This window comes from Pseudoalteromonas sp. 0802 (assembly GCF_013350085.1).
GTDB lineage: Bacteria > Pseudomonadota > Gammaproteobacteria > Enterobacterales > Alteromonadaceae > Pseudoalteromonas.
Window position 1 is genome coordinate 54,930 of the sequence record NZ_JABVXE010000016.1, and the last position, 21,874, is coordinate 76,803.

Consider the following 21,874-nt stretch of genomic DNA (forward strand, 5'->3'; position numbering starts at 1 on the left):
TAACAATAGCGTTGTTTTTTGCTATTATAAAGGCCGCTTACTAAGCGGCCTTTTTTTGTTTTTTATAAACGGAAGTTGAACCCTATGCATTGCCCTTTTTGCACCGCAAAAGATACTAAAGTAATTGATTCTCGACTAGTTGGCGGTGGTCACCAAGTGAGACGTCGACGTGAATGTAACGAATGCCATGAGCGCTTTACCACCTTTGAAGGCGCTGAACTTGTGATGCCAAGAGTCATCAAGCAAGACGGTAGCCGCGAACCATTCAATGAAGACAAGTTACTGAATGGCTTGCATCGCGCTTTAGAGAAACGCCCAGTGAGCACTGAGCAGGTCGACGAAGTCGTTAACATCATTAAATCTCAACTTCGTGCTACAGGTGAGCGTGAAATCTCTAGCCATTTAATTGGCGAGTGCATCATGGAGTCACTGAAGAAACTCGACAAAGTGGCCTATGTGCGTTTTGCATCGGTTTATCGTTCATTTGAAGATATTCGCGAGTTTGGTGAAGAAATCGCTCGTTTAGGTGATTAATCATGTCGTTTACAGAGCTTGATACGGCTTACATGGCGCGTGCCATTGAGCTGGCTAAACAAGGTCGTTTTACTACAACGCCAAACCCGAATGTTGGCTGTGTTTTGGTTAAAGATGGCGAAATAGTCGGTGAAGGGTTTCATCAAATCGCAGGGCAGGGCCATGCTGAAGTGAATGCCTTGGCTGTAGCTGGCGACAACGCGAAAGGCGCTACTGCCTATGTCACTTTAGAGCCTTGTAGTCATTATGGACGCACCCCGCCTTGTGCCGAAGGTTTAAAAGCCGCGGGTGTTAGCAAGGTCATTGCCGCTATGGTTGACCCAAACCCTGCGGTGAGTGGTCGCGGCCTACAAATTTTAGCTGACGCCGGTATTAGCGTTGCATCAGGTTTACTTGAACAACAAGCGCGCGATTTAAATAAAGGTTTTTTAAAGCGTATGGAATCTGGATTGCCATATGTGACTTGTAAAATGGCATGTAGTTTAGATGGTAAAACCGCGCTAAATAACGGCCAAAGTAAATGGATAACAGGCCCTAAAGCGCGCCAAGATGTGCAAGCATTTCGTGCACAAAGCTGTGCTATCTTAACCGGTGCAGACACCGTTATTACTGATAATGCCAAACTAAATGTTCGTGTTGATGAGTTGCCATTTACAATGCCAACCTCGTTGCCTTTGCGCCAACCAACCCGAATCATTATTGACTCACAAAACAGGTTAACGCCTGAGCTTGCGTTATTCAGCATCGAGAGCCCGGTGATAATTTTTACCACTTCGCTTGATAATCACACCAAGTGGCCTCACTTTGTTAAACACGAAGTGGTGCCAGCAAATAACAATAAAGTTGATTTATCGGCGGTTTTAAAGCGTCTTGCTGAACTACAATTTAATCATATTTGGCTCGAAGCGGGGGCAACCCTTGCTGGGGTGTTCGCAGAGCAAGATTTAATTGACGAATACATTGTTTATATTGCCCCTAAGTTAATAGGTGATATGGGCAAAAGCTTACTAAACTTTGCAGAAGTCACCATGATGAGTGATATCACTGAACTGACCTTTACTGATACAGTGATGATTGGCGATGATATTCGCTTAACAGCGATAAAAGCAAAGCAAGCCACAGACATTGAAAATAAAGAGTAGCACTATGTTTACTGGAATTATTGAAGCAACAGGTAAAATTGTTGAACTAACACAAAAGCAAGGTGATCTAGCTATTCGTATTCAAAGCCCTAATTTGGATATGAAAGACGTCAAGCTCGGTGACAGTATTGCCACCAATGGTGTGTGTTTAACGGTTGTCGCTAAACATAGCGATGGTTTTAGTGCTGACTTATCAAACGAAACAATTAGCTTAACTGGGTTTGCACATTATAAAAAAGGTCAAACAGTTAACCTTGAAAAAGCCATGCAACCGGTTTCTCGCTTAGGTGGGCACTTAGTGTCAGGGCATGTTGATGGTATTGCGACTGTCGAAAGTATTAGTCCTAATGCTCGTGCAACTGAGTACTGGTTAAGCACAGACAATGATTTAATGAAGTACATTCCGTACAAAGGTTCGGTGTGTATTGATGGCATTAGCTTAACCGTTAACGAGGTTGAGCAAAATCGCTTTAAGCTGACGATTGTTCCGCATACTGCAGAGCAAACAACGATTGCAGAATTTCAGGTGGGGACTCAGGTGAACTTAGAAGTTGACCAGATTGCTCGCTATTTAGAGCGCCTAATTAAAGGGGCTGAACAACCTTCCCGTTCAGACATATCAATGAGCTTGCTAGCACAAGCTGGCTTTATTAAATAAGCACAGATACGTCACTATTAATCATACTCTCATGGGCACATTATGAATTTACACAGCGCGCAAGAAATTATCGATGACATTAAAGCCGGTAAAATGGTTATTTTAATGGACGATGAAGACCGAGAAAATGAAGGCGATTTAATCATCGCAGCAGAGCACATTAGTGCTGATGCTATCAACTTTATGGCAACACATGGCCGTGGTTTAATTTGTTTAACAATGACACAAGAGCGTTGTCAGCAGTTAGAATTACCACTTATGGTGAAAAATAACGGTGCTGCTTTTTCAACTAACTTCACAATGTCAATTGAAGCGGCGAAAGGTGTAACTACAGGTATTTCAGCGGCCGACCGTGCCCGTACCGTTCAAGCTGCAATCGCTAAAGGTGCCGTGCCGAGCGATATCGTACAGCCAGGGCATATTTTCCCAATTATGGCGCAGCCTGGTGGCGTGTTAACACGTGCAGGTCATACTGAAGCGGGTTGTGATTTAGCGCGTTTAGCGGGTCTTGAGGCGTCATCTGTGATTGTTGAAATCTTAAACCCAGATGGCACCATGGCGCGTCGCCCTGATCTTGAAGTATTTGCTAAAGAGCATGACTTAAAGATTGGCACCATTGCAGATTTAATCGAATACCGAAACCTAAACGAAACCACCATTGAGCGCGTTGCTAAATGTAAACTGCCAACAGATCACGGTGAGTTTGATTTAGTGACCTACAAAGACACCATTGATGGTCAGCTTCACTATGTTTTACAAAAAGGTGAAGTATCGAAAGATGAACCAACGTTAGTACGTGTTCACTTACAAAGTACCTTTAACGATATTCTATTATCAGATAGAAGTGCTGATCGTAGCTGGGGCTTATCAGATGCTATGGCTTATATCGCTGAGCACAACGGTGTGCTGGTTATCTTGGGTAAACAAGAGTCAACAGAAGACCTAGAAGCAACCGTTAAAGCCTTTGCCGCTGAAGATGCTGGCGAAAATGTGAGTCATCGTAAATTCCAAGGTACATCGCGTACTGTGGGTGTGGGCTCGCAAATTTTGGCTGATTTAGGTATTGAAAAGATGCGCTTAATGAGCCGTCCTAAGAAGTACCATGCGTTATCTGGTTTCCACTTAGAAGTGGTTGACTATGTTGAGCCACAGTCTTAGTTAGGGAAAACAGATTTACTAGGCTACTTTTATATTTTTGTGGTATTATGCGCCGTAATTTTTGCGCAATCGCAACCGCTTAAACTTATTTTTTAGGGTTATTAAATGAAAATTATTGAAGGTAACAAATACGCACCGGGCAAAAAATTTGCCATTGTCATTTCTCGCTTTAATGACTTTATTGGTAGCAGCCTATTAGCAGGTGCTGTTGATGAGCTTAAGCGCACAGGTGGCGTATCTGAAGACGACATTACAGTTGTTTACGTACCAGGTGCCGTTGAATTACCTTTAGCAGCGAAACGCGTTGCGGCAAAGAAAGAACACGATGCAATCATCGCTTTAGGCGTAGTGATCAGAGGTGGTACACCACACTTTGATTTAGTCGCTGGCGAATCAAACAAAGGTCTTGCGCAAGTATCTCTTGAGTATGATATCCCGGTTGCATTTGGCGTATTAACCACTGAAAGCATTGAGCAAGCAATTGAGCGCGCAGGTACCAAAATGGGTAACAAAGGCGGCGAAGCTGCTTTAGGTGCGCTTGAAATGGTTAATGTGTTAGACAAAATTTAAGTTTAAGGAATCTCTGTGAAACCAGCAGCAAGACGTAAAGCACGTATCTTAGCACTTCAAGCCGTATACTCTTGGCAGTTAAGCGGTAACCCAATTGCTGATATTGAACAGCAAATGTTAATTGAAAATGATGTGACTAAGATCGACGTCGAATATTTCAAAGACCTAGCACGCGGTGTTGTTGTTAACTGTAAGCAATTAGATGAAATCGTTGCTCCACATTTAGCACGCCCAGCTGATGAGTTAGACATGGTCGAAAAAGCAATTTTACGTCTGTCTGGCTATGAGCTGAAATTCCGTGAAGACGTACCTTACAAAGTGGCAATCAATGAAGGCATTGAGCTTGCTAAAATGTTTGGTGCTGAAGACAGCCATAAGTTTGTCAACGGTGTACTTGATAAAGCAGTGAAAGAACTGCGTAAGTAAGTAGCCCCGTAAAGGAGAGCCGGCTTGGGCCGGCTTTTTTGTGTATGAAGGAATTTGAACTAATCAATCGTTACTTTAAGGGTCGTGGCATTATTCGCCGTGATGTGAACCTAGGTATTGGTGACGATTGTGCCTTAGTAACTGTGCCTGAAAACTGTCAATTGGCGGTAACAACAGACACCTTAGTTGCGGGCGTACACTTTTTTGATGACATCTCTGCGCGTGCCCTTGGGCATCGAGCTTTAGCTGTTAACTTAAGTGATCTTGCGGCAATGGGCGCTGAACCTACGTGGATTTCGGTAGGCCTGACGTTGCCTGAAGCAAATATAGAGTGGCTTGAAGAGTTCACTGAAGGCATGCATGAAATTGCAGAGTACTTCAATGTGCAAATCATTGGTGGTGATACCACTCAAGGCCCTTTAACTATTACGATTTGTGCTAAAGGCATCGTGCCTGAAGGCAAAGCACTGCGCCGTAGCGGTGCTAAAGTTGGCGATTGGATTTATGTAACTGGTCCATTAGGTGATGCTGGTGTAGCCATTGAAGCCCGTAAACAAGGCCTTGATATTGCCCCTGAACATTTAAGCTATTTAAATAATCGTTTTGATTATCCGACTCCACGTGTTGCAGCCGGTCAGGTTTTGCGAGGCGCTGCCTCTGCAGCAATTGATATTTCCGATGGATTATTAGCTGACTTAGGCCATATTTTAGCGCTATCGCAAGTTAGTGCGGTGATCAATGTTGATAAAGTGCCTGTTTCTGATGCATTAAATTCGTCGATTCCACGTGCAGAGCAATTTGACTACATTTTAAATTATGGTGACGACTACGAGTTGCTCTTTACTGTGCCAGAAAGCAATAAAAGCATGGTTGATATGAAACTGCGCCAATATGGTGTTGAAGCAAGTTGTGTAGGTCAAATTAAAAGTGGCGAAGGTGAGATTGAGCTATTACTTGATGGTGAGCAATTTAATTATCAAGGTAAGGGCTTTCAGCACTTTACGAAGGAGCCGGTTTGAGCAGTAACCGATTATTCAATTTAAAACGCCCACACCAATTTTTTGGTTTGGGTTTTGGCTTAGGCCTTGCCCCTAAAGCACCTGGCACCTTTGGTACCTTTGCTGCCTTGCCATTTATTTTTACTACTATGTACTTTCCACTGTGGTTACAGATTGTGTTTGCCATCGTGATCAGTGTATTTGGTATTTGGGCATGTGGTAAAACAGCAGATGACTTAGGGGTACATGATCATCCAGCCATTGTTTGGGATGAAGTTGCTGGTTATTATATCACCATGATTGGTGCTGCACTGAGTTGGCAGTCACTGTTGGTTGGTTTTTTATTGTTCCGCTTTTTTGATATCGCTAAACCAGGTCCTATCAGAATCCTAGATAGACGTTTACACGGTGGCTTGGGCATCATGGCTGATGATATTTTAGCAGGTATATTTTCATTAATTTGTGTTCAAGCCTTGTTTAAAGCAGGCTATTTGCCTTTTTAAACGATGAGTTAAGTGTTACTTGGTGGCAAGTATATGATGCGATTTCTAGTTGTCTGTTTGTTGATGCTTTGCAGCACGCCTGCGTTTGCATCTATTACTGACTATGTCGTCAAACAGTGGAACATCCAAAATGGCTTGCCATCGCAATCTTTAAAAAGCATTGCTCAAGATGAGCAAGGTTATATGTGGCTGGGCACTCAGTTTGGCTTAAGCCGCTTTGATGGTAACACCTTCACTAACTTCAATACGCAAAACAGCGATTTCCTACCAAGTAATGGTATTAATAAGCTCTTAGTTGATAGTACTGGGTTACTTTGGGTTGGTACCAAAAATGGCTTGGTAACACTTGATCCTAAAACCATGATGTCGCAAACCTTTAACGTTAAAGGTCCGGTTCGCGATATTCTTGAAGACTCCAAAGGCAGTATTTGGATTGCAGCGAATGGCCTTTATTACGTTGCTCGAAATCAAGTCACACTCAATCAAAACTCCGCACTAATCGTGCCGGTATCTAATGCCACTGCAATTACGCAAATTGTGGGTTCAGTGAGCCAAATGGCGTTGTCGCCAGAAGGCATTTGGCTGGTCAATGAGCGTCATTTATTGCGTTTAACCAACACCTCTTCTGACTTTGCAAAGTTACGATTAGAGCTGACTGCCAAAGTTTCATTACCTGAGCGTTTAGCACAAACCATTATTCATGACATGGCTTGGCTTGAAGGGAATTTATACCTTGCTTCAGAGCTAGGTGCTTACTTTCTTGATTTAGATGACGAACTGCGCCCATTCCCGCTGCCAAATGCCAGTAATTCTGCCGTTTATAAGTTTATGAGCGACTCAGATGGTGCGCTTTGGATCTCGACCTATGGCCGGCTGTTATTTCGTGATAACTCAGGGGATTGGCAATGGGTTGAGCCAAGTCAGCTCGATCAAAGCATTTGGTTTGCCGATATTTTCCGTGACAATCAAAATAACATTTGGCTGGCAAGCTTCAGTGAAGGCTTATGGCTTGCTCACGAAGGACGTATTGAACGTCACTCAGCTATCTCAAATATGACCGAAGCTGTGATGGCGATTAGCCAAGCACCTGATGGCAAATTATGGGTGGCTAACCGCAGCGGTGTTGGCTACTTCGATTACAACAAGAATTTTGTAAATCAAATTCCGAGTAATCAGTTTGGTCGAGCAGCAGTGCACGACTTACAATTTGATGGTGATCGTTTGTACATTGCAACAGGCCGCGGTGTGTTTTATTACGAAAACCAAAACTTGTATACGGTGCCGGGGCGAGCACTGCGCGATAACCCAGTATTCGCAATTAGCCGTTCTAGCAAAGGCGGTTTTTGGCTCGGTACTGGCCGTGGTATGTACCGCTTAAGCTACGGTGGTTTAACACCCTTTGCATACAATGCATTCTTAAGCAGTAAATTTATTACCTATGTTCTTGATGAGCAAAACTTTGGCTTAATTGGCACCAGTAAAGGGGCTTATTACTTTACCGACCGCGGGATTGAAAAAATTGGCGACCAAACCAGCTTAGAAAGTGCCTACGTTACCAGTATTTTGAATATTGAAGGGGTGGGGATATTAATAGGCTCACTTAACGATGGTTTATTTTATCGCAGTACCAAAGGTCAGTGGCGTCAGTTAGATGCGACAGATGGTCTGCCGTATGGCTCTATTTTTAGTCTTGTTTACGATAAGCAATTAAAACGTATCTGGGTCAGTACCATGAAAGGTGTATACCGCATGCCAGTCGAGCAGTTTGGTACTGATATCGAGAGCTTAAAAGTAGAACAAGTGATCTCATCGTTTGACCGTCAACTTGATGGTAAAGCCAGTCAGTGTTGTGCTGGTCTGGGTCATGACGCTGTAGCAGATACCGGTAACTCTATTTGGTACCCAAGCCTACAAGGTGTGGTAGAAATACCAAAGAGCGTAGAGCTTTTTGGTGTTCAAGCTCTTAAGCCTCGTATTGAAAGCTTGATCACGCCGCTTCGTCATTTAAGTACCGCAACTTTAGGTAATAAACCAGAGCTACAAATTGATGAACGCGATGTAACGTTAAAATACACTGCGATTGATTATTATGCCCCTTCAAGTATCGAGTTCCGTTACCGTTTAAGTGGCTTAGACAGTGACTGGCGTTATGCCAATACTCGTCGTGAGGCAATCTATACCAACTTACCGCCGGGTTCGTTTTTATTCCAACTTGAAGCAAAACGCCGTGGTGAAGATTGGCAAAAAGCACGTCGTACTGAGTACAGCTTTGTAGTGCCGCGCCGTTTTGATGAGACTATTTATTTTAGACTCTTGATCACCAGTAGCTTTATTTTACTGTTCTATCTTGTATTTTGGGTATTTAGAGCGCAAGAGAAACGTAAGCAATTAGCCCTTGAAAGCTTAGTAACAGAACGTACCGTAGAGCTTCGAGAAGCTAACGATAAGCTTAACCAAGTGAATTCACAGCTTAAGCTAGTAAGTCACTCAGATGAGCTTACAGGCCTACGTAGCCGACGCTTCTTGTTTGATCAGCTCCCTAAAGATATCGAACACTTCCAGCGTAACTCGCAGTCATTGCAAGCGCAGGGTAAGTCACTCGTGCTATTGATAATTAACTTTGATAACTTTAGTCGCATTAATGATGCATATGGCCCGCTTGCTGGCGATAGCTGCTTACAACAAATGGCGACTTTACTGAATAGCCGTACTCAAGGTTCTGACTATGTTGCACGCTGGAGTGGCGATGAGTTTTTACTCTTACTACGTGATTTCAAACGCACAGCAATAGACAATTATGTGGCCGATTTATGTGAAGCAATTGCAGCAAACCCATTTAGATTACCGAATGGAGAATCGACCACTATTACTGCGTCGGTTGGCTGGTCTTTCTATCCTTTACCTTTATTAGGTGGCCAAGTTATTGGTTGGGAAACCTCAGTTAACCTTGCAGATATTGCATTGCATCAAGTTAAAAAGCGCGGTGGTGATGGTGTAGCAAACATTACCTTTGACGAGCAATTAGATGCCTTTGAGTTCGAACAAAGCCACAATGTTGATCAGCAGCTCAGTGCACTACAAGCTAATGGTTTAGCCGATATTAAAATTTGGATGCGATAGGAGCGCCATACCGTGTTTCTGATAGGGCGCATCCTTAGCTATATTTTTATGGCTTTTAACTGTATTTATCGGTAGCTGTATAAGTATTCTGCAACCATTTCTGCGTTGGCAGGAACTGCAGTCTCAAAGCCATAGTAGCTGCCATATTTTGGACGAAGTGCATCCGTTGCTCGTTTTGCTATTTCACCGTACCAAGTTGGTAACATAATGGTGTGTGCATTTATCTTTGCGACATCAACCCCGTACCCAAAAGGTACTTCACCTATAGCTTTAGCTACCTCTTTTTTCAAATCAGCAATAAATTTTAGATGAAAAGCAAAGTCATCATGTGAGCCTATATTGCCATGTCCACCATTGAAAAAATCCCATTTTAATGCGTCTGCTGTTTTTAAGTTTTGCTCTAGATATGTGAAGCGCTCTGAGCCTGCAAAATTCCAAAAAGGAGGTTGATCTGCATTCAGTAAATCAGGGGCATGGAGTACACGTTCATTCACTAAAAGCCAAGCTGAGTGATCATCAGTATGTGCGGCATGTTCGAAGCCATGAAGTTGAACTTCTAAGTCTTCGAACTTAAAAGTATCGTTTGGCCAGTTAAGTACTTTTGTTGGTTTCTTTATGTTACTTTCCAGTAATTCCATTTTCTTATTTGTTGCTTTTGATGCAATAATTTTAGGTTGTTCTTTTTGAGAATTTTTAAGTAACTTTAATAAATCATCTGCTCCTGAAATATGATCAGCATGGTCATGAGAATAGACAATTGCTGTTATAGGTTTATCGGTAATTGATCGAATAGATTTTAAAATTGGCTCTGCTCTTTGCTCTAATGGATCGAACAAAAGCACACCTTTATCACCGATATAAAAAATCGTGCCGTAGAACCCTGATTGATACCAATAAGTATTCTCTGTGATGCGCTGAAGGATATAAGGTGTTGTCATATTTAAGTTAAATAAATTTGTGACCTTTTCACCTGGAGCAAGAACTTTACTACTAGATTGTGGTACATAGTGAGCACCAACGGTTGAAGGAGCTTCAGCAACAGAACTCACTGCTGCTAAACTTGTAGATAATAAACTGAATAGAAATACTGATTTAGTAAAGCTATTTTTTATAGACATAATAGTCTCCGTTTGTTTTTATTGTCCTAATTTTGTGCGATTGTATAGAGCGTTAATCTGTTGATAAACTGCATATTAGTTAATTAACTGTTGCGCAACTTGAGATAATGGATCGAATAACAGCTGCAAAAGTGTTTATTGAAATAACTGAGCAGGGTAGCTTTACAAAGGCTGCAGCTAAACTAAATATGTCAACAGCAATGGTAAGTCGCTACTTATCTGAATTAGAGCAATGGTTCGGTACACGATTAATGCATCGAACTACCCGCGTGATAAGTTTGACGGAAGCTGGAACTGCAACTTTACCAGCGTGTCGTAAGATGCTTATGGCTGTTGCTGAAGCAAAGAACTTAGTCATTGAACAAACGAAAAAAGCCAAAGGTGTTCTTAGGGTTGCGACTTCTGGCTCATTTGCGGACGCATACCTTGTTTCTGCCTTAGTTGAGTTTCAAAAGCTACATCCGGAAATAGAAATTAGTTTATCTGTTGGCCATACATTATCTAATCTAGTAGAGGATAGGATTGATTTAGCTGTAAGAGTTACTAATACACTCGATCCAACTATGATTGCTGTTCCTTTAACGTTATGTAATTCGGTCATGTGTGCTGCGCCTGAATACCTTGAAAAATATGGAGCGCCTACTTCTTTAGAGGAATTAAGTGAACATAGATGTGTTGCTCATTTTTCTGGTTCGCGCAAAAACTATCGCTTCATTAAAGGTGAAGATATTATAGAAGTGCCAGTAAAAAGGTACTTTGAAAGTAACGAAACTAATGTAATAACACGGGCTGTTTTGAGTGGGGCTGGAGTAGGAATGTTGCCTACATTTTATGTAGGAAAGCATCTTAAATCAGGCAAGCTCGTTAGGATATTACCCCAATTCCAGCCAGAACCCCTCGGTATTTATGCAATTTACCTGAGCCGTCATCACCAACCCTTGTCTTTAAGGTTACTTGTTGAATTTCTTAAATTGCAGTTTAAAGATGCAGCAGCACCTTGGGATCACGAGTTAGGAGTTATTCCCAGTGGGGTAGAGAACAAAAAGGAGCCTTAAGGCTCCTTTATAGTGAATGCTGTTTGGCTTAAGCCATGAACTCTTTGATGCTAGTTAAAATACCATTTGCATCTAGGCCCATTTCGGCGTGCATTTCATCTTGCGTACCATGCTTAATAAACTCATCTGGAATACCTAAGTTTAAGATAGTCACATCGGCTTTGATTGCAGCTAAGTATTCATTCACAGCAGAACCGGCACCGCCAGCAATGGCATTGTCTTCTAGGGTAACAATGACATCATGGCTGCTGAGTAATTTACTGATAGCGTCAGTATCAAGAGGCTTGATAAAGCGCATATCAATGACTGTTGCGTTAAGCTCATCAGCGGCTACTTTGGCGTTCTCTAACAGCGTACCAAACGACAAGATGGCCACTTTATTACCTTGTTTGATACTACGCGCTTTACCGATTTCAATCGCGCTCATTGTTGATTCAACCTCACACGTGCCGGCACTACCACGTGGGTAACGAACAGCAACTGGTTGATTGCATTGGTAGCCAGTGTAAAGCATTTGGCGGCACTCGTTAGTGTCGCTAGGCGCCATGATAATCATATTAGGAATACAGCGCATAAAGCTTAAGTCATAGGCACCTTGGTGAGTTTCACCATCAGCACCAACAATACCGGCACGGTCAATAGCAAATAAAACGGGTAAGTTTTGTAATGCTACATCGTGGATAAGTTGGTCGTACGCACGTTGTAAAAAGCTTGAATAAATAGCAACAACAGGCTTCAAGCCTTCACAAGCAAGGCCAGCTGCAAGCGTTACAGCATGTTGCTCGGCAATTGCTACATCAAAGTATTGCGCTGGGTACTCTTTAGAAAAACGTACCATGCCTGAGCCTTCACGCATGGCAGGGGTAATTGCCATTAGCTTGTCGTCTTGAGCTGCCATATCGCATAACCAGTCACCAAACACATTTGAGAATGTGGCAGCGCCAGGTTTAGATTTTGGTAATTTTGACATGCTCGGATCAAATTTTGGTACGCCGTGGTAACCAATTGGATCCGCTTCGGCAGGCTTATAACCTTTACCTTTTTGCGTTTTAATATGTAGTAATTGCGGGCCTTTAAGGTTACGCATATTACGTAAGGTATCTACCATCATATTAACATCATGACCATCAATTGGGCCGATGTAATTAAGGCCTAACTCTTCAAAGAAAGTGCCCGGAATGACCATACCTTTTAAATGTTCTTCCATTCGGCTGGCAAGTTCTTTCACTGGCGGTAAACCAGAAAGAAGCTTTTTACTGCCTTCACGAATATTGGTGTAGAAGCTACCAGATAAAATACGGGCAAAGTGATTGTTTAGTGCACCTACGTTTTCTGAAATCGACATTTCATTATCGTTTAAGATAATTAACACGTTAGGGTTAACATCACCCATGTGGTTCATCGCTTCAAATGCCATACCAGCAGTGATCGCACCATCGCCAATAACAGCAACTGTTTTACGATCTTTACCTTCTTTTTCAGCAGCAATGGCCATACCCAAGGCTGCTGAAATAGAGGTGCTCGAATGGCCAACACTAAATGTATCGTAAGGGCTTTCTTCACGGAATGGGAAAGGGTGCAAACCGTCTTTTTGACGAATAGTATGCATTTGGTCACGACGACCCGTTAAGATTTTGTGCGGGTATGCTTGATGACCCACATCCCATACTAAACGATCTTCAGGAGTGTTATAAACATAATGCAGCGCAACGGTTAGTTCAACAGTGCCTAAACCTGATGCTAGATGACCACTACTTTGCGAAACTGAATTAAGTAGGTATTCGCGTAACTCTTTACTAAACGCAGGTAACTTGTCTTGCGCTAAATCACGCAGCTGTGCTGGTTCGTCAACCAAACTTAATAATGGATACTTGCTACTATCAAGTGTCATGATTTTTTATACATCCTTCGCTAACCAGAGTGCATTATAGCCCATTGCCGCTCTGATTTTTTAGTTATTTTGTCTTTCTTTTTTAGGCATTAATAATTACGTTCAACGATATAGCTAGCAAGGCTCGCCAGTTCGCTGGTGTCGTAATCAATTGCCTCAAGAGCTTGATGAGCTTGAGCTAGTAAATCTTGTGCTTTTTGCTTTGCACCAGCCATACCTAATAAAGCAGGGTAAGTTGCTTTATTAGCCGCAATATCTGAGCCTTGTGGCTTACCTAATGTTTCAGTATCAGCTTCTACATCAAGGATATCGTCTTGTACCTGAAAAGCTAGCCCTATTGCTTGGCCAAATAGGTTTAATTGCGCGAGAGTATGTTCATCACAGCTTTTTGCACTCAATGCACCGAGTGTAATAGCACAATTAAGCAAGGCGCCCGTTTTTAGCTGATGAATGCGCTCTAACTGCGCAACGGTAATTTCTTTATCGGTCGCTTCAATATCCAGTGCTTGCCCACCTACCATACCTTCAATACCTGAGGCTTTGCTTAATGAGGCAATCATTTTAACTTGCTGGCTCGCAGGAACGGCAAATTGATGGTTGGCAATTAAATCAAATGCCAGCGTTTGTAATGCATCGCCCGCGAGTATGGCTTGCGCTTCGCCATAAACAATATGACAGGTAGGGCGGCCACGTCTTAAGTCATCATCATCCATGGCAGGTAAGTCATCATGGACTAAAGAGTAGCTATGAATACACTCAATAGCGGCAGCAAGAATATCAAGATCGGCCTTGTCTGCGCCCATCATTCGACCCGTTGCGTATACAAGGTATGGACGTAAGCGCTTACCACCATTTAAAACACCGTAATGGGTTGCTTCTTTGATGGTTTTTTCGGTATTAAGTGGTAGTTCGAAATAGCGATTTAAATGTGCTTCAACGTCTTCACGAGCGCGTTGTAGTTGTTCTTTTAATTGCACTTAATTAGTCCAAGTTTGAATCAAAATTGCTAAGAGGAGCTTGGCTATCGTTACCCATTAAAATGGCAACCTTTTGTTCGGCTTGCTGTAACTTACCAGACGAAGCATTCGCCAGTGCAATGCCGCGTTCAAATTGTTTTAGCGATTGTTCTAGTGACAATTCACCTTGCTCCATTTGTGCAACAATTTGAGATAATTCATCCAGCGCTTCTTCAAAGCTTAAGTTTTCTGGTTTCTTTGTTGCCATTGTGGCCTCGATAGCTGTTAGAAAGTGAGGCCAATTTTAGGGGGAATGCTAAACTAGGTCAAAGAATGATGTGTTTTTTTACGCATAATCCATTTTCAATATGCTATTTTTACGGTTTTAGATACAGCTTAAACTTGTAGCTTAAAAATCTTACATTAAAATAAAATTAATTCATTTAATGATTTAAGTATTTCAACTGCTTGCCGATAAGCAGTTAATAATAAAAATTTGATACCTGAGGGTGTCGTGTAATTGTTCCTCTGGAGGGGTATGTGGATTTAGCAACCATAATAGGTATTCTTGGTGCCATAGGCTTAATTGCTATGTCGATGGTGTTAAGTAGTGACGGCCAAGTTGCAATGTTTTACAACACGCCTTCGGTGGTCATTGTATTTGGTGGTTCGATTTTTATCGTATTATCGAATTTCACTATGGGGCAATTTTTGGGCATAGGTAAAGTCGCTGCAAAAGCCTTTATGTTCAAAATCGAATCTCCAGAAGAGTTAATTGAAAAAGCAGTAGAATTAGCTGACTCAGCACGTAAAGGTGGTTTCTTAGCATTAGAAGAAGCCGAAATCCCCAACGGTTTTATGCGTAAAGGGGTCGATATGTTAGTGGATGGTCATGATGCTGATGTTGTTCGTGCCACCCTACAAAAAGATATTTCTCTTACTGCTAACCGTCATGAAATAGGGGCTGGGTTATTTAAATCACTTGCCGATATTGCCCCTGCGATGGGTATGATCGGTACGCTAATCGGTTTGGTTGCTATGTTATCAAACATGGATGATCCAAAAGCAATCGGCCCTGCAATGGCGGTTGCACTTTTAACTACTCTCTATGGTGCGTTCTTAGCAAACGTTGTTGCTATTCCAATTCAGGTAAAACTAGAGCTACGTAAAGACGAGGAAGCGCTTAATCAACGTTTAATTCTCGACGCGGTACTAGGTATTCAAGATGGTCAAAACCCGAAAGTAATTGAAGGTATCTTGAAAAACTACTTAGCTGAATCAAAACGTAAAGTTGATACCGAGGAGTAGGGTATGTCAGATCAAGAGTGCAAATGTCCACCTCCAGGTTTACCCGCCTGGATGGGAACCTTCGCAGATTTAATGTCATTATTAATGTGTTTCTTTGTACTCTTGCTTGCCTTCTCAGAAATGGACGTACTGAAGTTTAAGCAAATTGCCGGCTCTATGAAGTTTGCTTTCGGTGTACAAAATAAAATTGAAGTAAAAGATATTCCAAAAGGAACCTCGGTCATTGCCATGGAGTTCACTCCGGGTAAACCTGAACCCACTCCTATTGAGACAATTCAACAACAAACCGTAGAAATGACGCAACAAATGCTTGAGTTTCAGGCTGGCGACGAAAGCTCTGCCGGTGGTCGTCAAGAACAGCGCGGTAATAAACGTGGTGGTGAATCGCAAAGTACGGCTCAGCAACAAGCGTTGGAGCAGTCAATTTCAGCAGCTGATCAAGAACAAACAAATGAACTTGTGAAGAAAATTGCCCAGCAATTAGAACAGCAAATTATGGATGGTGCAATTGAGCTTGAGTCATTAGGCCAGCAAATTATTATTCGTATTCGTGAGAATGGCTCATTTCCATCAGGTAGTGCTTTTTTACAGCCAAAATTTAAACCTATTATTCGTGATATTGCTACGCTGTTAAAAGATGTGCCGGGTGAAATAACCGTGTCAGGTCACACTGATGACTTCCAAGTATCGAATGAGCTTTATACTAATAATTGGGATTTATCATCAAAACGTGCGGTGGCAGTTGCCAGTGAAATGGAAAAAGCGCCAGGTTTTGATAAATCTCGGATGATGGTGGTAGGTCACGCAGAAACAAGGCCCCTTGTACCGAATGTGACCGATGAAGATCGCAAGCGTAATCGCCGTGTTGAAATCTCTATTATGCAAGGTAAAGCACACGAGTCTGACCCTATTGATGTAAGGCAATAAATCAATTAAAGTGAAACTTCATTAACACATGTAATGGAGTATAAAAATGAAAAAAGTTGATAAATATAGCTATATGCCAGGCAATGGTGATGGCGGTGATGACGATAAAACTGATTAAGGCACTGCATTTTGCCTGATTGGTTTGTAGAAATTAGAGTTATATTAAGCAATAGCTGGGTGTTCATTTTGAGCCCGGCTATTATTATTTTTTACCTTCGTAAAGATTGGCCCGCTTTTTATTTCTCTATCATTACTGCTGCTTTTTTCCTTTATGGAACTCTTATTTATTCTGCTTTAAGAGAGTTTGATGATATCTATATCTGGCGCTATGTAGTCTGGGCTTTTAATGATATTGCTTGGATGGCAATCATTGCTTACTTAGGTATTAAAGATAAAGTCTACTTATGGCAAAGTGTTTTAGGGCAGTTGGTTGTGATAATGGCGCCCATTTTACAGTTGTTCCGTTTAGTTGACCGCCACCTTTGGGATTTGTCTTACAGCACCTACATGTACAAGACCCTGCTACCGCTAATCAATATTGGTACTGTGGTCGTCTGTTACCTACCACTTATCTACCTTTTTACTCGACGAAGCCAGCAAGCATAAGGCGTTTCTTCGTTAAAAATCCTGTGCTAGACTACTGTTTATAAAAACAGTATTTAGTGTTGCGTTATGAAACTTTACATTGCCGAAAAACCATCCTTGGCGCGAGCCATTGCAGATGCTCTGCCAAAACCACAAAAAAAGCATGATGGCTATATAGAGCTAGGTAATGGTGATTGTGTCTCTTGGTGTATTGGTCATTTGCTTGAACAAGCAGAACCCGATGACTACGATGCAAGTTTTAAAAAGTGGCGGTTTGAGCATTTACCTATCGTGCCTGAACAATGGCAATTAAAACCTAAATCAAAAACGCGTAAACAACTTACTGTATTAAAAAAGCTAATCAAGCAGGCAAATATAATTGTTCATGCCGGCGATCCTGATCGCGAAGGCCAGCTATTGGTTGATGAAGTGATCGAACAGGTTAAACTTAGCCAAGCCAAAAAACAGCAAATTCAACGACTCTTGATCAGCGACTTAAACTTAAGTGCAGTTAAAAAAGCGCTGAATAATTTAAAGTCGAATCGCGATTTTATTCCATTGAGTGTATCTGCTTTAGCTCGCTCACGTGCCGATTGGCTATTTGGCATGAATTTAACTCGCGCTTATACGCTTGCTGGGCAAAAAGCTGGGTTTGGTAATGTGTTATCTGTTGGGCGTGTTCAAACTCCTATTTTAGGTCTAGTTGTAAATCGTGATAATGAAATAGCTAACTTTGTAGCGAAACCTTTTTATGAAGTATTAGCTCATCTTGAAACTCAGCAGCAGCAAGTATTTTCTGCAAAGTGGCAGCCAAGTAAAGCATGTGAACCTTATCAAGATGAAGAAGGGCGAGTATTGCATAGAGGGCTTGCTGAAAATGTAGTGTCACGCATAACTAATCAACCGGCTAAAATAGTTGAGCTTGAACAAAAGCAAAAAAAGCAACAAGCGCCGTTACCTTATAACTTGTCGGCTTTGCAAATTGATGCGGCAAAGGCATTTTCAATGCCAGCACAAAAGGTGCTAGATACCTGTCAAAGCTTGTATGAGCGTCATAAGTTAATTACGTACCCTCGTTCAGATAACCGCTTTTTACCAAAAGAGCATCATAAAGATGCAGCGAGTATTATTGCTGCCATCGCCAATAATGAAGGTCAAGCAAGTGAAGCTTGTAAGCAAGCTGATACCAGTAAGCGGAGTAAATGTTTTAATGACAGCAAAGTGGCAGCTCACCACGCTATTGTTCCTACCGAAAAACAACTTTGCTCAGCATCATTAAATAGTGATGAACAAAAAATCTATCGCTTGATCTGTCGTCATTATTTAATTCAGTTTTATCCAGACTATGTTTTTAATGAAACCAAAGTAACGGTCGAAATTGCGGGTGGGCTTTTTAAAGCTGCTGCTAAGCAAGATGTTAGCTTAGGCTTTAAAACATTAATGGGCAAAACAGAGTTAAAAGATGAGCAAACCTTACCTGCACTTGAAAAAGGTCAGCCGCTGCATTGCACTCAAGGTGAAGTGGTAGACAAAATGACGACACCGCCAGCGCATTTTACTGATGCTACCTTATTGAGTGCTATGACAGGCATCAGCCGCTATGTGAAAGACCCAGAAATTAAAAAGATCCTCAAAGAAACTGATGGCTTAGGCACTGAGGCCACACGGGCTGGTATTCTTGAGCTTTTATTTAAACGCCGCTTTTTAGAGCGTCAGGGTAAAAACATTCTAGCTACCGCAACAGGCAAAGCTCTTATAAGTACACTACCAGAGCAGCTTGCTAGCCCTGACTTAACAGCCAAGTGGGAAGCATCGTTAGGGAATATAGCTGAGCAACACATGAGTTATCAGCAATTTTTAACGCCATTGTTGGCAGAGTTACATGCTTTAGTTGAGCAAGCTAAGCAGTGCGACAGCCAAGTCTTTGCTCAGTTACCAAAAACGCCGCAAAAGCGACGTTTTAAAAGAAAGGCTAAGCCCAGAGCTAAGTCAGCCTAAACTATTTATTTTTTGTTGAATAGGGCAACCGCAGCATTACTCATCGCTGTAATCCCAGTAGGAAGCGCCTTCTTGTAATCAGGTGCAAACTTACTAGAGTGTAATGAAGGTAATGTTGCGCCAGATTGCATTGCTGCATCATATTGATTAGGTTCAACACCGCCTAACCAAAACAAAGTAATTGGCACGTGCTGTTCTGTACGACCGTATAAACCAAAGTCTTCACCAGCCATTACAGCTTCAGTTTCAAGTACATTGTCTTCACCAATAGCATTAGCAATTGCTGAACGCACTAGGTTGGTTTGAGCTGGATTGTTATAAGTCGAAGGAATTGACTCATCTTCATGCACATATACTTCAGGTGCTAAGCTTTCATCAAGTCCTGCACTTAATGCAATACCTTTAGAAATTCGTTTAATCGCTGCGATTTGTTGTAAGCGAACTTCAGGGTTATAACTACGCAATGTAAGTTGTAGTTTTACTTCATCAGAAATGACATTGTGTTTAGAGCCACCATGAATTGAGCCAACGGTAATCACTGACGGTTCAAGTGGTGACAATTCGCGACTAGTAATAGTTTGCAGTGCCAGCACAATACGTGAAGCAATCACAACAGGGTCGATTGTTGTATGTGGATAGGCACCGTGACCGCCTTTACCCTTTACAGTAATATCAACAGAGTCAACACTTGCCATCGTATATTCAGTTTTCATGCTAACTTTACCAGCAGGAACACTCGCACTTACATGTAAACCAATAACATGGTCTGGAGTAGGGTACTTAGTAAAAAGCCCTTCTTTAAGCATTGCTTTTGCACCACCGCCAACTTCCTCTGCAGGTTGTGCGACCATCATTAGCGTACCTTGCCACTGATCTTTATGTGTCATTAACTGTTGTGCTGTGCCAATAAATGAACTCATATGAATATCATGACCACAACCATGCATTACGCCAACAGTTGCACCAGCATCATTTGTTACAGTCACTTTAGAGGCGTAAGGTTTCCCTGTTTGCTCAACAATTGGTAATCCATCAGTATCTGTGCGGATCATTACTGTAGGGCCATCACCGTTTTTATAAATACCAACAACGCCGTAACCACCTACATTATCAGTAATAGTAAAGCCCAGCTGTTTTAATTGCTTTGCTAGCTTTTGGCCAGTTTCTTTTTCGTGGTAAGACAGCTCGGGAGATTGATGTAAATCTAAATAAAGCTTTTCAATCTCAGGCATAGTTTTTTGAAGGTTTAAATCGAGCGTTGTTGCTTGTGCTAATGGACTAAGAAGTAATAAAGCTGCAGAAATAGCAGATAATTTCATAATGACCTCGACCCGTGGGGCTTGTAATTGTTATGTTTGCCACTATATAAAAACCTAAATACTTATATAGTGCAATCGATCAAATGAATAATATGATAAAACTTACCCAGCAAAATTTGCAGCAAGCATTGGGTGAAACGTCCGCTGAAAAGCTAGTGCTACTTACTTTTTACTCTGCGCAAAACCCTGAATGTCATCAGCAAGCTGCAATTTTAGAGAAAATAGCAAATGAGTATGGTGAGCATTTATTAGTAGCAACATTAGATTGTGATGTTGAGCAAGCCCTTGCAGGGCAACTTGCGCAGCAAATTGGTTTACAAGCATTACCTACGCTTGTGATGTTAAAAGATTCAGCGCCTGTAGATATGTTACCGGGTTCTCAAACAGAACAGCAAATTCGCGATGCGCTAGCTAAACATTTACCAGCTCAACACGAGTTATTACTAGAGCAAGCTAAGCAAGCGTTAATTAATCAAGATTTAAATAATGCTTTTAACTATGCAAAGCAGGCTTATGAGCTTGATCCAAACCATACTCGTGTAAAGTTAGTTTTAGCTGATATCTGTATTCAAATTCATAAATTAGAAGATGCACAAGCATTATTAGATTCGGTTGCAGAAAATGAACGTGATGCGTATTTCACAAATATTCAAGCAAAGTGTGAACAAGCATTAGCTGCAACAGATTCACCAGAAATAAAAGCACTGCAAGATAAAGTTGAAAAATACCCAAATGATTTAGAGATAAAAGTAGAACTAAGTAATGCTTTAAATAGCGCGGGTCGTAAAGAAGAAGCACTAGAGATGTTATTTAATGTACTTAAAAAAGATCTTAACTACGCAGATGCAAAACCAACCTATCTAGAAGTTATCGCTTCTTTACCTGATGGCGATGCCTTGGCATCTAAGTATCGTCGTAAGTTATATAGTATCTTGTACTAATTAAAAGTTGATTGATAAAAGCGCCATTAAAAATAGTGGCGCTTTTTTTATTTAAAAACTTGCGTATTACCTATTATCGATAATACTTAAGATCCTCTCGAGAAAAGTTGACTGTATTTTGTACAGTAAACTGTGTTTTTTACTGCCTTTAGCTTGTTTTTTGCGCGAAAGGTAAGTTTTTAGTAGTTTTCTACAAAAAGTGCTTGCGTTAATTCTTCGCATCCCTATAATGCGCATCCACTGACACGGCGGGCAGCAATGAAAAGCGCTGAACAAAGTGACAGAGAGTTAAGTAAAACTTCGGTTTAAAACGGTCTAAAAAGAAAGTTTAAAATTAAGTGTTGACTCGAAAAATTAAGGACGTATTATACGCATCCCTAGCGACAACGTCGCAACGTTCTTTAACAATATAAAGCAATCATCTGTGTGGGCACTCGTACAGGTTGAGTTCTAACAGCGAAGCTTAGTTTACTAAGTGGAGCAAACAAATTTAGAGTCTCAAATGTAACTGAGTGACTTCATAGTCAATTCGATATCGAAAGATATCAAAATCAGAATTCATTGAGCATGGTTTGAAGTTTACTTCAAACAAAAAACTTTTAATTGAAGAGTTTGATCATGGCTCAGATTGAACGCTGGCGGCAGGCCTAACACATGCAAGTCGAGC

20 protein-coding genes and 1 rRNA gene are annotated in these 21,874 nt (G+C 41.5%); 16 read left to right on the plus strand and 5 right to left on the minus strand.

From position 1 onward, the window contains the following. Positions 1-84 precede the first annotated feature (84 nt). The 9 genes from nrdR (at position 85) to HUS61_RS17340 (ending at position 9,109) form a co-directional block, all read left to right on the plus strand. On the plus strand, positions 85-534 hold the full coding sequence (gene nrdR, locus HUS61_RS17300) for a transcriptional regulator NrdR (protein ID WP_054552576.1): 450 nt from the start codon (positions 85-87) through the stop codon (positions 532-534). 2 nt (positions 535-536) lie between these two features. After that, the gene (gene ribD, locus HUS61_RS17305; RefSeq protein WP_175083273.1) at positions 537-1,676 is read left to right on the plus strand and encodes a bifunctional diaminohydroxyphosphoribosylaminopyrimidine deaminase/5-amino-6-(5-phosphoribosylamino)uracil reductase RibD; all 1,140 of its coding nucleotides are present in this window, start codon (positions 537-539) and stop codon (positions 1,674-1,676) included. Between the two features lie 4 nt (positions 1,677-1,680). Then, positions 1,681-2,334 (plus strand): riboflavin synthase, encoded by a 654-nt coding sequence (locus HUS61_RS17310; RefSeq protein ID WP_054562663.1) that lies wholly within the window; start codon positions 1,681-1,683, stop codon positions 2,332-2,334. A gap of 42 nt (positions 2,335-2,376) precedes the next feature. Further along, positions 2,377-3,492 (plus strand): bifunctional 3,4-dihydroxy-2-butanone-4-phosphate synthase/GTP cyclohydrolase II, encoded by a 1,116-nt coding sequence (gene ribBA / locus HUS61_RS17315; RefSeq protein WP_062566079.1) that lies wholly within the window; start codon positions 2,377-2,379, stop codon positions 3,490-3,492. 105 nt (positions 3,493-3,597) lie between these two features. After that, a complete protein-coding gene (gene ribE, locus HUS61_RS17320; RefSeq protein WP_054562661.1) occupies positions 3,598-4,062 on the plus strand; it encodes a 6,7-dimethyl-8-ribityllumazine synthase in 465 nt (154 codons plus the stop codon). A gap of 15 nt (positions 4,063-4,077) precedes the next feature. Next, entirely contained in the window at positions 4,078-4,488 is a 411-nt protein-coding gene (gene nusB, locus HUS61_RS17325) for a transcription antitermination factor NusB (RefSeq protein ID WP_054552571.1), read from the plus strand. A 44-nt stretch (positions 4,489-4,532) separates the two neighbouring features. Then, positions 4,533-5,507: a thiamine-phosphate kinase gene (thiL, locus tag HUS61_RS17330; protein ID WP_054562660.1), complete on the plus strand. Its 975-nt coding sequence runs from the start codon at positions 4,533-4,535 to the stop codon at positions 5,505-5,507. Beyond that, the gene (locus tag HUS61_RS17335) at positions 5,504-5,989 is read left to right on the plus strand and encodes a phosphatidylglycerophosphatase A (protein ID WP_054562659.1); all 486 of its coding nucleotides are present in this window, start codon (positions 5,504-5,506) and stop codon (positions 5,987-5,989) included. The genes thiL and HUS61_RS17335 overlap by 4 nt, the downstream gene beginning before the upstream one ends. 33 nt (positions 5,990-6,022) lie before the next feature. Beyond that, complete coding sequence (locus HUS61_RS17340) at positions 6,023-9,109, plus strand: ligand-binding sensor domain-containing diguanylate cyclase (RefSeq protein ID WP_063529835.1); 3,087 nt, start codon at positions 6,023-6,025, stop codon at positions 9,107-9,109. A 65-nt stretch (positions 9,110-9,174) separates the two neighbouring features. Here HUS61_RS17340 and HUS61_RS17345 read toward each other — a convergent pair whose 3' ends face one another. Beyond that, a complete protein-coding gene (locus HUS61_RS17345; protein ID WP_175083274.1) occupies positions 9,175-10,227 on the minus strand; it encodes an MBL fold metallo-hydrolase in 1,053 nt (350 codons plus the stop codon). Between the two features lie 107 nt (positions 10,228-10,334). Here HUS61_RS17345 and HUS61_RS17350 point away from each other — a divergent pair, with 107 nt between their 5' ends. Next, positions 10,335-11,282 (plus strand): LysR family transcriptional regulator, encoded by a 948-nt coding sequence (locus HUS61_RS17350; protein ID WP_175083275.1) that lies wholly within the window; start codon positions 10,335-10,337, stop codon positions 11,280-11,282. A gap of 28 nt (positions 11,283-11,310) precedes the next feature. Here the strand turns inward: HUS61_RS17350 and dxs are convergent, their stop codons facing one another. The 3 genes from dxs to xseB form a co-directional block, all read right to left on the minus strand. Further along, positions 11,311-13,173, minus strand: a complete 1,863-nt coding sequence (gene dxs, locus HUS61_RS17355) for a 1-deoxy-D-xylulose-5-phosphate synthase (RefSeq protein ID WP_175083276.1) — start codon at positions 13,171-13,173, stop codon at positions 11,311-11,313. A gap of 89 nt (positions 13,174-13,262) precedes the next feature. Further along, complete coding sequence (gene ispA, locus HUS61_RS17360; protein WP_054562657.1) at positions 13,263-14,150, minus strand: (2E,6E)-farnesyl diphosphate synthase; 888 nt, start codon at positions 14,148-14,150, stop codon at positions 13,263-13,265. Between the two features lie 4 nt (positions 14,151-14,154). Next, positions 14,155-14,397 (minus strand): exodeoxyribonuclease VII small subunit, encoded by a 243-nt coding sequence (gene xseB, locus HUS61_RS17365; RefSeq protein WP_054552565.1) that lies wholly within the window; start codon positions 14,395-14,397, stop codon positions 14,155-14,157. A gap of 272 nt (positions 14,398-14,669) precedes the next feature. Here xseB and pomA point away from each other — a divergent pair, with 272 nt between their 5' ends. From pomA to HUS61_RS17385, 4 genes are all read left to right on the plus strand, one after another. Continuing rightward, complete coding sequence (gene pomA, locus HUS61_RS17370; protein WP_175083277.1) at positions 14,670-15,437, plus strand: flagellar motor protein PomA; 768 nt, start codon at positions 14,670-14,672, stop codon at positions 15,435-15,437. A 3-nt stretch (positions 15,438-15,440) separates the two neighbouring features. Beyond that, entirely contained in the window at positions 15,441-16,364 is a 924-nt protein-coding gene (locus HUS61_RS17375) for a flagellar motor protein MotB (protein WP_054562656.1), read from the plus strand. Between the two features lie 129 nt (positions 16,365-16,493). Beyond that, positions 16,494-16,970 (plus strand): hypothetical protein, encoded by a 477-nt coding sequence (locus HUS61_RS17380; RefSeq protein ID WP_054562655.1) that lies wholly within the window; start codon positions 16,494-16,496, stop codon positions 16,968-16,970. Positions 16,971-17,036: 66 nt separating this feature from the next. After that, positions 17,037-18,947 (plus strand): DNA topoisomerase III, encoded by a 1,911-nt coding sequence (locus HUS61_RS17385; protein WP_175083278.1) that lies wholly within the window; start codon positions 17,037-17,039, stop codon positions 18,945-18,947. A 5-nt stretch (positions 18,948-18,952) separates the two neighbouring features. Here HUS61_RS17385 and HUS61_RS17390 read toward each other — a convergent pair whose 3' ends face one another. Continuing rightward, the gene (locus HUS61_RS17390; protein WP_175083279.1) at positions 18,953-20,266 is read right to left on the minus strand and encodes a M20 family metallopeptidase; all 1,314 of its coding nucleotides are present in this window, start codon (positions 20,264-20,266) and stop codon (positions 18,953-18,955) included. 83 nt (positions 20,267-20,349) lie between these two features. Between HUS61_RS17390 and HUS61_RS17395 the strand changes: the two genes are divergently transcribed. Further along, positions 20,350-21,207: a tetratricopeptide repeat protein gene (locus HUS61_RS17395; protein ID WP_175083280.1), complete on the plus strand. Its 858-nt coding sequence runs from the start codon at positions 20,350-20,352 to the stop codon at positions 21,205-21,207. A gap of 600 nt (positions 21,208-21,807) precedes the next feature. Further along, positions 21,808-21,874, plus strand: a 16S ribosomal RNA gene (locus HUS61_RS17400); the annotation flags it as partial.

Coding starts and splice junctions, on each gene's coding strand:
- nrdR (WP_054552576.1), top strand. CDS start 85: ATGCATTGCCCTTTTTGCACCGCAAAAGATACTAAAGTAATTGATTCT.
- ribD (WP_175083273.1), top strand. CDS start 537: ATGTCGTTTACAGAGCTTGATACGGCTTACATGGCGCGTGCCATTGAG.
- HUS61_RS17310 (WP_054562663.1), top strand. CDS start 1,681: ATGTTTACTGGAATTATTGAAGCAACAGGTAAAATTGTTGAACTAACA.
- ribBA (WP_062566079.1), top strand. CDS start 2,377: ATGAATTTACACAGCGCGCAAGAAATTATCGATGACATTAAAGCCGGT.
- ribE (WP_054562661.1), top strand. CDS start 3,598: ATGAAAATTATTGAAGGTAACAAATACGCACCGGGCAAAAAATTTGCC.
- thiL (WP_054562660.1), top strand. CDS start 4,533: ATGAAGGAATTTGAACTAATCAATCGTTACTTTAAGGGTCGTGGCATT.
- HUS61_RS17340 (WP_063529835.1), top strand. CDS start 6,023: ATGATGCGATTTCTAGTTGTCTGTTTGTTGATGCTTTGCAGCACGCCT.
- HUS61_RS17345 (WP_175083274.1), bottom strand. CDS start 10,227: ATGTCTATAAAAAATAGCTTTACTAAATCAGTATTTCTATTCAGTTTA.
- HUS61_RS17350 (WP_175083275.1), top strand. CDS start 10,335: ATGGATCGAATAACAGCTGCAAAAGTGTTTATTGAAATAACTGAGCAG.
- dxs (WP_175083276.1), bottom strand. CDS start 13,173: ATGACACTTGATAGTAGCAAGTATCCATTATTAAGTTTGGTTGACGAA.
- xseB (WP_054552565.1), bottom strand. CDS start 14,397: ATGGCAACAAAGAAACCAGAAAACTTAAGCTTTGAAGAAGCGCTGGAT.
- HUS61_RS17375 (WP_054562656.1), top strand. CDS start 15,441: ATGTCAGATCAAGAGTGCAAATGTCCACCTCCAGGTTTACCCGCCTGG.
- HUS61_RS17385 (WP_175083278.1), top strand. CDS start 17,037: ATGAAACTTTACATTGCCGAAAAACCATCCTTGGCGCGAGCCATTGCA.
- HUS61_RS17390 (WP_175083279.1), bottom strand. CDS start 20,266: ATGAAATTATCTGCTATTTCTGCAGCTTTATTACTTCTTAGTCCATTA.
- HUS61_RS17395 (WP_175083280.1), top strand. CDS start 20,350: ATGAATAATATGATAAAACTTACCCAGCAAAATTTGCAGCAAGCATTG.